Below are 13,889 nucleotides of genomic sequence, written 5' to 3'. Positions count from 1 at the left end.
AGGAGCAAACCATGTTTATTCTGAAGAACGTCACCGCTGTCCAGCTGGAGCCGACCCGGGTGCTGGAAGGGGTGGATATCGCCATCGAAGGATCGCTTATCAAAGCGGTGGGGCCCAATCTGCGGGCCCTCTACCCGGAGGCCAACTATCGGGAGATGGGGGGCAAGCTGGTGATGCCGGGCATCGTCTGTGCCCACAACCACTTCTACTCCGGCCTGTCGCGGGGGATCATGGCCAATATCGCCCCTTGCCCGGACTTTATCTCCACCCTGAAAAACCTCTGGTGGCGGCTCGATCGGGCGCTCGATGAAGAGTCCCTCTACTACAGCGGCCTCATCTGCTCGCTGGAGGCGATCAAGAGCGGCTGCAGCGCGGTGATCGACCACCACGCCTCGCCCAACTTCATCAAGGGCTCGTTGAATGTATTGCGCAAAGGGTTTGTGGAGGCGGGTCTGCGCGGCATGACCTGCTTCGAGACCACGGATCGCAACGGCGGTCTCGCCGAGCTGCAGGCCGGGGTGGAGGAGAACATCCTGTTCGCCCAACAGATCGATGCGGCCAAGGCCAAGGGGAACGAACCCTATCTGGTGGAGGCCCATATCGGCGCCCACGCCCCCTTCACCGTGCCCGACGAGGGGCTAGCCATGTTGCGCGAAGCGGTGCAGGTCACCGGTCGCGGTCTGCATATCCATGTGGCGGAAGACCGCTACGACATGGCCCACGGTCACCACCACTATGGCAAGGAACCCATCGCCCGGCTGGACGAGTTTGGTCTTATCGACAGCAAGTCGCTTGTCGCCCACGGCATCTACCTGAGCCCGGCTGACATCGAGCTACTCAACAGCCGCGATGCCTTCCTGGTGCATAACGCCCGCTCCAACATGAACAACCATGTGGGCTACAACAGGCACCTGCCGGAGTATCGCAATCTGGCGCTCGGTACCGATGGCATCGGCTCCGACATGCTCGAAGAGCTCAAGTTCGCCTACTTCAAACACAAGGATGCCGGCGGCGCCCTGTGGCCCGACAGCTTTGCCCGCTTCCTCTGGAACGGCAACACCCTGCTGGAGCGCAACTTCGGCGCCAAATTTGGCCGCCTGGAGCTAGGCTACAAGGCCGACCTCACCATCTGCGACTACGACGCGCCGACCCCGCTGGCGCCGCGCAACCTCGGTGGCCATCTCGCCTTTGGTATGGGATCGAACAGCGTCAACAGCGTGATGGTGGAGGGGCGCATGGTCTATCAGGACCGCGAGTTCCCGTTCGATGTCGCGCCCATTTATGAGCAGGCCAGCAAGGTGGCGAGCCGCCTGTGGCAACGGATGGATCAGCTGGCCTAGGGCCACCCTCCACAGTTTTGGACCGGATTGCCCGCCCTGTGGATCTCCCCGGCGGCGGGCTGCAAGAGTAAGGACGACACATGATTGAGCAATTCTTCCGACCCGAACAACTGGGTCAGGCTTTGGAACTCAAGGCCCGCTTTGGCAACGACGCCGTCTACATGGGGGGCGGCAGCAAGCTCAACGCAGCCCCGACCCGCACCGACAAGAAGGTCGCCATCTCGCTGGACAAGCTCGGACTTGGCCAGATTGAGCAACAGCACGGTCAACTCCACATCGGCGCCACCGTCACCCTGCAAGCCCTCAAAGATGACCCCCGTACCCCGGCCGCCCTGTGCGAGGCGCTGGGGTTTGTCTACTCCCGCCATGTGCGCAATCAGGCCACCCTTGGCGGCGAAATTGCCTGCCAGCAGCAGGACTCCCCGCTGTTGCCGGTACTGCTGGTACTCGAAGCCGTGGTAGTGCTGGAGAACAATCAGTTGCAACCCATCGATGCCTATCTGGCGGGCCAGCGCAAGGAGCTGGTACTGGGGGTGGTGCTGCCGGAGCCCGCGCTGCGCTGCGCCACTCGCCGCATCAGCCGCAACGCCGACGGTCTGACGGTGATGACCGCCGCGGTGGCCCTTGATGCCCTTGGCGAGATGCGGGTCGCCGTTGCTGGTGTTACGCCGCAGCCGATGCGCCTGCGTGATGTGGAGCGCCGCGATCTGCACGATGCCGCGCTGGAGGCGGCCGTGGGCGAGCTGGTTGCACCGCGCGAGGATCTCGGCGGCAGCGTGACCTACAAGCGCTATATCAGCGGGGTAGTGGTGGCGGATCTGCTGGTCGAGTGCCAGCAGCAGGAGGTACAGGCATGATGGAACTCAACTTCACACTGAACGGTGCCCTGCGCACCGTCATCACCCCGGCTGGCGAGAATGCCCAGCGGGTGCTGTTCAACCAGTGCCGGATGCACTCGGTGCGCAACAGCGACGACGGTTTTGGCTTTGCCGGCTCCGATGCCATTCTCTTCAACGGCAAGGTGATCAACGCCTCCTTGCTGATCGCCGCACAACTGGATGGGGCGCAGGTGCGCACCGCCGAGTCGCTGGGCAGCTGGAACCAGCTCAGTCTGGTACAGCAGGCGATGGTAGATGTGGGGGTGGTGCAGTCCGGCTACAACGATCCGGCTGCGGCGCTCATCGTCACCGACCTGCTTGATCGCCACCCCGAGCCCACCCGTGATCAAATCGACGATGCCCTCTCGGGCCTCTTTCACCGGGACGGCGGCTACCAGCAGTTCTATCAGGCCATCGAGCTTGCCAGTTCACGGATGAAGGATCCCGATTATCTGTGCCAGATTGCCCCCGAGTTTCGTGACGACCTGCGCCACATCGGCAAGAGCTGCCCCAAGGTTGACGCCGCCAAGATGGTACAGGCCAAACCCTGCTACGTGGAGGATCGGGTCACCGAGGATGCGCTGGTCATCAAGATGCTGCGCAGCCCCCATCCCCATGCGGTGATCACCAAGCTCGACGTGAGCCGCGCCGAAGCCATGCCGGGGGTGGTGCATGTCATCACTCACCTCAACTGCCCGGATATCTACTACACCCCAGGTGGCCAGAGTGCGCCCGAGCCGTCACCGCTGGATCGCCGCATGTTTGGCCGCAAGCTGCGTCACGTAGGTGACCGGGTGGCCGCCGTGGTGGCCGAGAGCGAAGCCATCGCATTGGCCGCGCTCAAGCTCATCGAGGTCGAGTATCAAGTGCTGCCGGCGGTCATGAGCATTGACGAGGCGATGGCCCCCAATGCACCGCTGGTGCACGACGAGCCCATCGTCTACATGGCCGGGGCACCGGCGGATCTGGAGCAGCAGAACGCCTGCTCGGTGCGCCGCGGCGACGAGCACATGATCATCAACTTCCCCATCGGTTCCCGCCCGCACGAGAACCTGGCCGCCAGCGTCCATGGCCAGATCGGCGATGTGGCCAAAGGCTTTGCCGAGGCGGACGAGATTGTCGAGCGCACCTACGAATCGACCCAGGCCCAGCAGTGCCCGACCGAGCCACACATCTGCTTCACCTACATGGATGGCGATCGTCTGGTGATCCACGCCTCCACTCAGGTGCCGTGGCACGTGCGCCGTCAGGTGGCGCGCATCGTCGGCATGAAGCAGCACCAGGTGCATGTGATCAAGGAGCGGGTAGGGGGCGGCTTTGGCTCCAAGCAGGATATCCTGCTGGAAGAGGTGTGCGCCTGGGCGACCAAGGTCACAGGCCGTCCGGTTACCTTCCGCTACACCCGTGAAGAGGAGTTCATCAGCAACACCTCCCGCCATGTGGCCAAGGTGAAGGTGAAAGTGGGGGCCAAGAAAGATGGCACCATCACCGCCATCGAGATGGATTTTCGTGCCAACACCGGCCCTTACGGCAACCACTCATTGACGGTGCCAAGCAATGGCCCGGCGCTCTCCCTGCCGCTCTATCCGTGCGACAACGTGCGCTTTACCGTCAACACCTACTACAGCAACATCTGTCCGACCGGGGCCTATCAGGGTTACGGCGCGCCCAAGGGCAACTTTGCCCTGACCATGGCGATTGCCGAACTTGCCGAGAAACTGGGCATCGATCAGCTCGACATGGTGGAGCACAACCGGGTGCACGAAGGGGACATCCTCAAGGTGCTGGGTGCCATCGGCGAGGGCAAGATGCCTACCTCGGTGCCCCATGCGGCCAGCTGCGCCCTCGAGCCCATCCTCAAACAGGGTCGCGAACTGATTGCTTGGGATAGCCCCAAACCCGCTGACGGGGATTGGCGCATCGGCCGTGGCGTCGCCATCATCATGCAAAAATCGGGGATCCCGGATATCGATCAGGCCAACTGCATGGTCAAGCTGGAATCGGACGGTACCTTTATCGTCCACTCCGGTGGCGCCGATATCGGCACCGGCCTCGATACCGTGGTAGCCAAGCTGACCGCCGAGGTGCTCGGTTGCCCGCTCAGCGATGTGCACGTCATCTCTGGCGATACCGACCATGCGCTATTCGACAAGGGGGCTTACGCCTCGTCCGGTACCTGCTTCTCCGGCAACGCGGCCAAGATGGCGGCCGAGAACCTCAAGGCTAAGATCCTGTTCCACGGCGCCGCCATGCTGGGCGAGCCGGTCGAAGACGTAGAGCTGGTTCACCCGGGGATCGTGCGCGGCAAGCAGGGGGAGGTGAGCCTCGCCAAGCTGGCCCACAAGGCGGAGACAGGTACCGGCTTCGGCATTCTGGTGGGCACTGCCAGCTACATCACTTCGGAGCTTGCCTTCCCGTATGGGGCCAACTTCGCCGAGGTGGCGGTCAACGTCAGAACCGGCGAGATCCGGCTCGACAAGTTCTACGCCCTGCTTGACTGTGGCACCCCCATCAACCCGGAGCTGGCGCTCGGCCAGATCTACGGGGCGACCATGCGGGCCATCGGTCACTCCTTGACCGAGGAGATCTGCTACGACGGCAAGGGCATTCCGCTCACCCGGGATCTGAAGAGCTATGGCGCGCCCAAGATTGGCGATATTCCGCGCGATTTTCGGGCCTTCCTGGTACCGAGTGACGACAAGGTCGGCCCTTACGGCGCCAAGTCCATCTCGGAGATCGGGGTCAATGGCGCCGCGCCTGCCATCGCCACCGCCATCCACGACGCCTGTGGTGTCTGGTTGCGCAAGTGGCACTTCACGCCGGAGCAGATCCTGCGCGAGCTGGGCAAGCTGGAGCAAAACGTGTCGGTATAACAAAAGAAAAGGTGAGGGGCGGGCGCCAGCTCGCCCCCAGCGCCTGACGGCGGAATGAGTACTCCGCCTACATTCTGTGTGATGGGACAAACATGATGTCTAAAACAACACGCAAGCACTCGGATCTCATTTACGAGCTGGAAGACAAACCTCCGTTTTATCAAACCCTGATGGGAGCAGTGACCCATCTGCTGGCTATTTTTGTCCCCATGGTGACCCCGGCGCTGATCGTCGGCGGCGCCTTGGGCCTCTCTACCGAGATCACCGCCTATCTGGTCTCCATGGCGATGATCGCCTCCGGTATCGGCACCTGGCTGCAGGTGAACCGTTATGGCCCCATCGGTTCGGGGCTGCTCTCCATCCAGTCGGTCAACTTCTCCTTCGTCACCGTGATGATCGCCCTGGGCGGCGCCATGAAAAAAGATGGCATCCATGAGGAGCTGATTGTCTCGACCCTGCTCGGGGTCTCCTTTGTCGGCGCCTTTCTGGTGATGGGCTCCTCCTTCGTGCTGCCCTACCTCAAGCGGGTGATCACCCCGACCGTGAGCGGTGTAGTGGTACTGATGATTGGCCTGAGCCTTATCAAGGTGGGGATCATCGACTTTGGCGGCGGCTTCTCCGCCATGAGCAGCGGCACCTTTGGCAAATACGAGCACATCGGGCTGGGGCTTTTGGTGCTCTGTGTCATCGTCGCCTTCAACTGCAGCCGAAGCCCGCTGCTGCGGATGAGCGGCATTGCCATCGGTCTGATGGTGGGTTATGCGGTGGCCCTGATGCTCGGCATGGTGGATTTCTCCGCCCTTGAGAACCTGCCGCTTATTACGGTGCCGATCCCGTTCAAGTACGGTTTCTCCTTCGACTTTCACGCCTTTATGTTGGCGGGCACCATCTATCTGTTGAGCGTGCTGGAGGCGGTGGGGGATATCACCGCCACCGCCATGGTCTCCCACCGGGATATTCAGGGGCCTGAATTTCAAAAACGGCTCTCCGGCGGTGTGCTGGCGGACGGTCTGGTCTCGGTGATCGCCTCGGCCCTCGGCTCTTTGCCACTCACCACCTTTGCCCAGAACAACGGGGTGATCCAGATGACCGGGGTGGCCTCACGTCATGTAGGCAAGTTTATTGCCGTCATTCTGGTGCTGCTGGGGCTCTTCCCTGTGGTGGGGCGCTTCTTTACCACCATACCGTCACCTGTGATGGGGGGAGCCATGGTCATCATGTTCTCCATGATCGCCATCGCCGGTGGTCGCATCATCATCAGCCACGGTTTCGATCGGCGGGAGACCTTGATTGTTGCCACCTCGCTGGGGCTTGGGCTTGGTGTCTCCTATGACCCGAACGTCTTCAAGGTGCTGCCGGCGGGTATCTACATGCTGGTGGAGAACCCCATCTGTGCCGGTGGCATCACCGCCATCATCATGAATCTGGTATTGCCGCAAAGCCGCAAACGCAAGGCGGCCATCAAGGATGCCGAGGCGGTGGAGGTGATCCAGCTGAGCGACAAACCGGATGTGACTTTCACCGCCCGTCCTGTCAGCACCGCGAACCGCCGTGATGAAGAGGCTCTGGCCGATGCCAAACCAGTCGCCGTCGTCCAGATCGAACGGGTTTGATGGTCACAACAGAACAATAAAAAAGTAGGGGAACGAGGTATGAAATACGACAACTCCGTCAAAGCCGTGCGCGGCAGCTTCTTCGACATCACCCGGGTGGTGGATCAGCCCGAGGAGATTGAGTCCAACGCTCGTCTTATCGAGGATGGTCTGCTGATCATTCGCAACGGCTGCATCGACTGGTTCGGTGAGTGGGAGGAGGGGAAAGATCGCATTCCGGCCGAGGTGCGGGTGCGCGATTACCGCGGCAAGATGATAGTGCCGGGCTTTGTCGATACCCACATTCACTATCCCCAGAGCGAGATGGTGGGGGCCTATGGCGAGCAACTGCTGGAGTGGCTCAACTGCCACACCTTCCCGGCCGAGCGGCGTTACAACGATCTCGAGTATGCCCGCGAGATGTCCACCTTCTTTATCAAGCAGTTGCTGCGTAACGGCACTACCACGGCGCTGGTGTTTGGCACCGTTCACCCCGAGTCGGTGGATGCTTTGTTCGAGGCGGCCAGTCGCATCAACATGCGGATGATCGCCGGCAAGGTGATGATGGATCGCAACGCGCCCGACTATCTGCTCGATACCGCCGAGAGCAGCTATGTGCAGAGCAAGCAGCTTATCGAGCGCTGGCACGGCAATGGTCGACTGCTCTATGCCATCACACCACGATTTGCACCCACCTCGACACCCGAGCAGCTGACGATGGCGCGGCGACTGCGCGAAGAGTTTCCCACCACCTATCTGCACACCCATCTGTGCGAGAACAAGGACGAGATCGCCTGGGTCAAATCCCTCTTCCCGGCGCACAAGGGTTATCTCGATGTCTATCACCAGCACGGCCTCACCGGCCACAACAGCGTGTTTGCCCACTGCGTCCATCTGGAAGAGCAGGAGTGGGATTGTCTGAAAGAGACCAACTCCACTATCGCGTTTTGTCCCACCTCCAACCTTTATCTCGGCAGCGGCCTCTTCAAGCTGCACAAGGCGTGGCGCAAGCAGGTGAAAGTGGGGATGGGCACCGACATCGGCGCCGGTACCACCTTCAACATGCTGCAGACCCTCAACGAGGCCTACAAGGTGATGCAGTTGCAGGGCGAGCGGCTCTCGGCCTATCAGGCCTTCTATCTAGCCACCCTGGGCGGTGCCCATTCGCTGGGGCTGGATGAGAAGATCGGCAGCTTTGCGGTAGGCAAGGAGGCGGATTTCGTGGTGCTCGATCCGGTCGCCACCCCGCTGCAGCAACTGCGTTATGACAACTCCACCACCCTGCGGGACAAGCTCTTTGTGCTGTTGACCCTGGGGGATGACAGATCCATTTATCGCACCTATGTGGATGGCCAACTGGTGCATGAACGGGGGTAGGGCTTGTAGTGGGCTGCCGCGGCGCAGCCCCAACGAATACGGCGGCTGGCGTACCCAAAAGGAGGCCAGTCTTGCCGCACCACAGGGGATCTCCCCGCATAGAACGTGAAATGGCCCGGTTTTTTGACCAGCAAGGCAAACGTTTGAGTCAAGGCTGCCTGCCCTGGTCTGTCTGTCGCATCCTCTGCCACCATCGCCTGTTTCTCATCAGACTGGCGCGAGGCAGACCCGCAGATCCTGTCGCCATTTCGTCATGGAACATTCAGGCGCGTGTGAAGGAGTTGGGTATGACCCAAGCAAACAGCAGGACAAACAGCGTGGAACAGCTGGCCAATGATGACGCCAGCCAGAGCGCAGCAAAGCAACAGCCGCTCACGGCTCTTGATCACTACTTTATGATCAGCGAGCGGGGCAGCAACGTCAGACAGGAGGTGCTGGCGGGCCTCACCACCTTCCTTGCCATGGTCTACTCGGTGATCGTGGTGCCGAGCATGCTCGGCAAGGCGGGCTTTCCCCCCGGCGCCGTATTTGTCGCCACCTGTCTGGTAGCGGGGTTCGGTTCGCTCTTGATGGGGCTCTGGGCCAAGCTGCCGATGGCCATCGGTTGCGCCATTTCCCTCACGGCGTTTACTGCATTCAGTCTGGTGCTGGGGCAGCAGATCCCCATTCCGGTGGCGCTGGGGGCCGTCTTCCTGATGGGGGTACTCTTTACCGCCATCTCGGTGACCGGGGTGCGTAGCTGGATCCTCGACAACCTGCCGATGGGGATTGCCCACGGCACCGGCATCGGGATCGGTCTCTTTCTGCTGCTTATCGCCGCCAACGGGGTGGGGCTGGTGATCAAGAACCCGCTGGAGGGACTGCCGGTGGCGCTGGGGGCTTTTACCTCCATGCCGGTCATCATGTCCCTGATCGGCCTTGCGGTGATTTTCGGGCTGGAAAAGCTGAGAGTACCGGGGGGGATCCTGCTGGTGATTATCGCCATCTCCATCTTTGGTCTCATTTTCGATCCGGCGGTGAAGTATCAGGGATTGTTCGCCCTGCCTAGCCTCTCGGACGATCAGGGCAAGTCCCTGATCTTCAGTCTGGATATCATGGGGGCGCTCTCGCCGCTGGTGTTGCCCAGCGTGCTGGCGCTGGTGATGACCGCGGTATTTGATGCCACCGGCACCATTCGCGCCGTGGCGGGGCAGGCCAACCTGCTCGATAAGGAGGGTCACATTATCAACAGCGGCAAGGCGCTCAGTGCCGACTCGGTCAGCAGCATCTTCTCCGGCCTTGTGGGGGCGGCACCGGCTGCCGTTTATATCGAATCGGCAGCGGGCACGGCGGCGGGAGGCAAAACCGGCCTCACCGCGACTGTGGTGGGCGGCCTCTTCCTGCTGATGTTGTTCCTCTCGCCGCTCTCCTATCTGGTGCCCGCCTATGCCACCGCACCAGCCCTGATGTATGTAGGGCTCTTGATGCTGAGCAACGTCACCAAGCTCGATTTCAACGATTCGGTCGGTGCCATGTCCGGGTTGGTGTGCGCGGTCTTTATCGTGCTCACCTGCAATATCGTGACCGGCATCATGCTTGGCTTCAGCTCGCTGGTGATCGGCCGCATCTGTTCGAAGGAGTGGCACAAGCTCAACGTCGGCACCGTGATCATCGCCCTGGCACTGGTACTCTTTTATGCTGGGGGGTGGGCTATTTAGGGATAACCCGCCCGTTTGGGGCCGCACTGGCGGCCCCATTTTTATATCTGCTTATGTTTGCGGCGCTCAGCCCGCCCACGCTGGCTATCACGCCTCGGCCGTCTCCGCAGTTGGGGGGCATCGCGATACCATTTTGATAAATCCTCCTACCAGATTGATAGGCTCCCACCCTTGCTCTCCTCGCTCTGCCGCTTTTTTCACCGCCGACGGGCCCCGTTTGCTAAGGGGCCACGCTTGGCTTGTCGCTTCGGGCCAACAAAAGCGGGCTAGATGGGATCCCCTTCACACTTCTCCCCATTCTCCTGACGATGGCGGGAAACAGGCGCATATCTTGCTGTTTTTTATGCCGGTTCCAGATTTTTCCATTCGAAAAAGGACTTGCATATGTCCATAGGATTACCGCTCAAGCGGGTGGATGCCGAGGCCAAGGTGACCGGCAGCGCTCGCTATACCGATGACAACATCATGCTCGGGATGCGCCACGCCAAGTACGTGCGCAGCAATATTGCCCACGGCAAGGTGCTTGCCATTGATGCGACCGAAGCGCTGGCCCTGCACGGGGTCGAAGCCGTGTTTACCCATGAAGATGTGCCCACCACCTGTTTTCGCACCGCCGGTCACGCCTGGTCTCTCGATGAGGCGAAACGGGACGTGAAAGACCGCCGTCTGCTCACCGACCATGTACGCCACTTCGGCGATGGCGTCGCCATCGTGGTGGCCCGGGATCCGCTGGTGGCCGAGAAGGCTGCCGCCCTGGTCAAGGTGACTTACGAGCCGCTGCCGGTGATGACGGATGCCCAAAGCGCGCTGGCCGACGGTGCTTATCCCATCCACCCGAGCGGCAATCTGCTACGCCAAAGCCAGCTTCGTGCTAATGACCCGGAGCATGCTATCGCTTCGGCCGATCTGCAGTTTCAGGGGCACTACCGGACGCCGGTGGTGCAGCACTGCCATCTGGAGACGGTGACCTGCTACGCCTATATGGATCAGCCGGACCACATCATCGTGGTCAGTAGCACCCAGATCCCCCAGATTGTGCGCAGCCGGGTGGCCAAGTCCCTCGGCCTGCCCTGGTCGAGCGTGCGGGTGATCAAGCCCTACATGGGAGGCGGTTTTGGCAACAAGCAGGATGTGCTGGAAGAGCCGATGGCGGCATTTTTGAGCTACAAGCTTGGCGGCGTGCCGGTCAAGGTTTCCTTGAGCCGGGAGGAGTGTTTCTTTGCTTCCCGCACCCGCCACGGCTTTGCCATCGACGGCACCCTCGGCATCAACCGGGATGGCACCCTCAAGGGGTATCAGCTCGATGTGCTCTCCAACACCGGCGGCTATGCCTCCCACGGCCACTCCATCGCCAGTGCCGGCGCCAACAAGATAAGCTACCTCTATCCGCGCAGCGCCTTTGGCTACGACGCCAAAACCTTCTACAGCAACCTGCCCACCGCCGGCGCCATGCGCGGTTACGGCGCGCCCCAGGTGGTGTTTGCCCTCGAATGCATGCTGGATGACGCCTGCGCCGAGCTGGGTCTGGATCCGCTCGAAGTTCGCATCGCCAACGTGGCCCGCGAGGGGGATGTCAATCAGGTCAACCAGAAGACCATCTACAGCGCAGGGCTCCCCGAGTGTCTGCGCCGGGGCGGCGAGCAGTTCCAGTGGGAGCGGCTCAATGCCGAATGTCTGGCACAGGATCCGGCGAGTCGGGTGCGGCGCGGCATCGGGGTGGCCTGTTTCAGTTATGGATCCAACACCTACCCGGTGGGGGTCGAAATTGCCGGCGCCCGCATGCTGCTCAATCAGGATGGCACCGTCAATCTGCAGATCGGCGCCACCGAGATAGGACAGGGATCGGACACCGTCTTTGCCCAGATGGCGGCCCAGACGTTAGGCATTCCGTTTGAGCAGATCCGGGTCATCTCGACCCAGGATACCGACATCACCGCCTACGATCCGGGTTCGTTCGCCTCGCGCCAGAGCTATGTGGCGGCCCCCGCCATCCATCAGGCGGCGCTGCAACTGCGGGCCCGCATCCTCTCGCTGGCGGCCCAGCTCTGCCATCAGGATGTGGGATCGCTCACCCTGATCGACGGCTACGTGGTGCTGGCGGGTGCGCCGGACAAGGTGCTGATCAGCGTCGCCGAGGTGTCGGTCAACGCCTACTACCACCTCACCATCGGCGGCCAGATCACCTCGGAGGTCTCCCACAAGACCACCACCAACCCACCGAGCTTTGGCTGCACCTTCGTCGATCTCAGTGTCGACATCGATCTCTGCAAGGTGACCATCAATCGCATCCTCAACCTGCACGATGCGGGCAAGATCCTCAACCCGCAGCTGGCACAGGGGCAGGTGCATGGCGGCATGGGGATGGGGATCGGCTGGTCTTTGTTCGAGGAGATGATCATCGACGCCAAGAGCGGCGTGGTGCGCAACCCCAACCTGCTCGACTACAAGTTCCCCACCATGCTGGATTTGCCAGAGCTTGAGTGCGATTTCGTGCAGACCTATGAGCCCCAGTCGGTCTATGGTCACAAATCCCTGGGGGAACCGCCCATCATCTCGCCGGGCCCGGCGATCCGTAACGCCATTCGCATGGCGACCGGCGTCGCCATCAACGAGCTGCCTATCACCCCCAAAACCCTGTTTCGGGAGTTTGTCGCGGCGGGTCTGATTGGCGAGGGATCAGGGGAGGAGCAACACCATGTTTGATATTGCCCGTTACTACAAGGCGCACAGTGTGGCCGAGGCGGTCGCCCTGCGTCAGGCTGACCCCGAGGCGCGTCTCTTGGCCGGTGGCACCGATGTGATGATCCAGCTGCATCACCTCAACGCCGCCTATCGCCATATCGTTGATATTCACGACTTGCCCGAGCTCAAAGGGGTAAGCGAGTTGCCTGATGGGTCGATCCGCATCGGCTCCGGCACCACCTTTACCGAGCTCATCGAGAACGAACTGGTGCAGCGCCGCCTGCCGATGCTGGCCGAGGCGGCCGCCACCATCGCGGGCCCGCAGATCCGCAACGTCGCCACCTATGGCGGCAACATCTGCAACGGCGCCACCAGTGCCGACTCGGCGGCGCCTACCGTCGCGCTTGAGGCTGAGTTGGAGATTGCCGGGCCCGATGGCACACGCCGCATCCCCATCGCCGGTTTTCACACCGGTCCCGGCAAGGTGGCGCTGCAACCGGCGGAGATCCTGGTGGCATTCCACTTTGCCCCGGACTCGCACCCTCATGTGGGCTCCCACTACTTCAAATACGCCATGCGCGATGCCATGGATATCGCCACCATCGGCTGCGCCGCCTATTGCCAGATTGAGGATGATCACTTCAAGAGTCTGCGGCTGGCCTATGGGGTGGCGGCACCGACTCCGGTGCGCACCCCGCACGCGGAAGCGGCGGCCGAAGGGCAACCCCTGACTCGCGCCACACTGGCAGCGATTGCCGAGGCGGTGGTAGCCGATGTGGCGCCGCGATCCTCCTGGCGGGCGGAGAAAGAGTTTCGCCTGCACCTTATCAAAACCCTGGCGCAGCGGGTGGTCGCCTGCGCAGTCGAACGTGCCGGAGGCAAGATCCTATGATGCAACCGCAAAGCTGTCCCGCAGTGGAGATCCAGTGCGAGATCAACGGCAAGCCTTACTCCTATGCAGTGCCGCCCACCATGTCGCTGCTCCACTTTTTGCGCGGGCAGGGGCTTATCAGCGTGAAAGAGGGGTGCAGTGTCGGTGAGTGCGGCGCCTGTACCGTGCGGGTGGATGGCACCGCTATCGACAGCTGCCTCTTTCTGGCGGTCTGGGCCGATGGCAAATCCATTCGTACCGTGGAGGGGGAGCGCAAAGGCAATGAGCTCTCCGACGTGCAACAGGCCTTTATCGACGAGGGGGCGGTGCAGTGCGGTTTTTGCACCCCGGGCCTCGTGATGGCGAGCGCCGCCTTGCTCGACAAGACCGAACGCCGTCCGCTGACCGATGCGGAGATCCGCCGCGGGCTGTCGGGCAACCTCTGCCGCTGTACCGGTTATCAGAACGTGGTACGGGCGGTGAAGAAGTGCTGCAAAGGGTGATAGTTCGGGTGCCGTGAGTGGTGCGTGCCGTTATTTGAAAAAAGGAAATCAAGCCGCCCAAAAACACAGGCCCGCC

At 61.7% G+C, this 13,889-nt stretch carries 9 protein-coding genes; all 9 read left to right on the top strand.

The window, feature by feature from the left end:
* Nucleotides 1-11: 11 nt before the first annotated feature.
* The 9 genes from ssnA to xdhC all read left to right on the top strand — a co-directional run bounded on the left by ssnA (nt 12) and on the right by xdhC (nt 13,813).
* On the top strand, nt 12-1,340 hold the full coding sequence (ssnA, locus tag I6L41_RS06825; protein WP_216962916.1) for a putative aminohydrolase SsnA: 1,329 nt from the start codon (nt 12-14) through the stop codon (nt 1,338-1,340).
* An 80-nt stretch (nt 1,341-1,420) separates the two neighbouring features.
* Nucleotides 1,421-2,197 (top strand): molybdopterin-dependent oxidoreductase FAD-binding subunit, encoded by a 777-nt coding sequence (gene ygfM / locus I6L41_RS06820; RefSeq protein ID WP_216962913.1) that lies wholly within the window; start codon nt 1,421-1,423, stop codon nt 2,195-2,197.
* Nucleotides 2,194-5,091 carry a molybdopterin-dependent oxidoreductase Mo/Fe-S-binding subunit gene (locus tag I6L41_RS06815; RefSeq protein WP_216962910.1) on the top strand — a complete coding sequence of 966 codons (2,898 nt, stop codon included), beginning with the start codon at nt 2,194-2,196 and terminating at the stop codon, nt 5,089-5,091. Before ygfM ends, I6L41_RS06815 begins: the two co-directional genes overlap by 4 nt.
* Before the next feature lie 95 nt (nt 5,092-5,186).
* Nucleotides 5,187-6,704 (top strand): nucleobase:cation symporter-2 family protein, encoded by a 1,518-nt coding sequence (locus tag I6L41_RS06810; RefSeq protein WP_254203419.1) that lies wholly within the window; start codon nt 5,187-5,189, stop codon nt 6,702-6,704.
* A gap of 39 nt (nt 6,705-6,743) precedes the next feature.
* Complete coding sequence (gene guaD / locus I6L41_RS06805) at nt 6,744-8,060, top strand: guanine deaminase (RefSeq protein WP_216962907.1); 1,317 nt, start codon at nt 6,744-6,746, stop codon at nt 8,058-8,060.
* Between the two features lie 395 nt (nt 8,061-8,455).
* A complete protein-coding gene (locus I6L41_RS06800; protein ID WP_254203418.1) occupies nt 8,456-9,757 on the top strand; it encodes an NCS2 family permease in 1,302 nt (433 codons plus the stop codon).
* Nucleotides 9,758-10,141: 384 nt separating this feature from the next.
* Nucleotides 10,142-12,460 (top strand): xanthine dehydrogenase molybdenum-binding subunit XdhA, encoded by a 2,319-nt coding sequence (xdhA, locus tag I6L41_RS06795; protein ID WP_216962903.1) that lies wholly within the window; start codon nt 10,142-10,144, stop codon nt 12,458-12,460.
* Complete coding sequence (gene xdhB, locus I6L41_RS06790; RefSeq protein WP_139408256.1) at nt 12,453-13,331, top strand: xanthine dehydrogenase FAD-binding subunit XdhB; 879 nt, start codon at nt 12,453-12,455, stop codon at nt 13,329-13,331. The genes xdhA and xdhB overlap by 8 nt, the downstream gene beginning before the upstream one ends.
* Nucleotides 13,328-13,813 (top strand): xanthine dehydrogenase iron sulfur-binding subunit XdhC, encoded by a 486-nt coding sequence (gene xdhC / locus I6L41_RS06785; RefSeq protein WP_139408254.1) that lies wholly within the window; start codon nt 13,328-13,330, stop codon nt 13,811-13,813. Before xdhB ends, xdhC begins: the two co-directional genes overlap by 4 nt.
* Nucleotides 13,814-13,889 lie beyond the last annotated feature (76 nt).

Source organism: Aeromonas sp. FDAARGOS 1411 (assembly GCF_019047125.1).
GTDB classification, from domain to species: domain Bacteria; phylum Pseudomonadota; class Gammaproteobacteria; order Enterobacterales; family Aeromonadaceae; genus Aeromonas; species Aeromonas veronii.
This window is presented reverse-complemented; position numbering and strand designations above follow the sequence as displayed.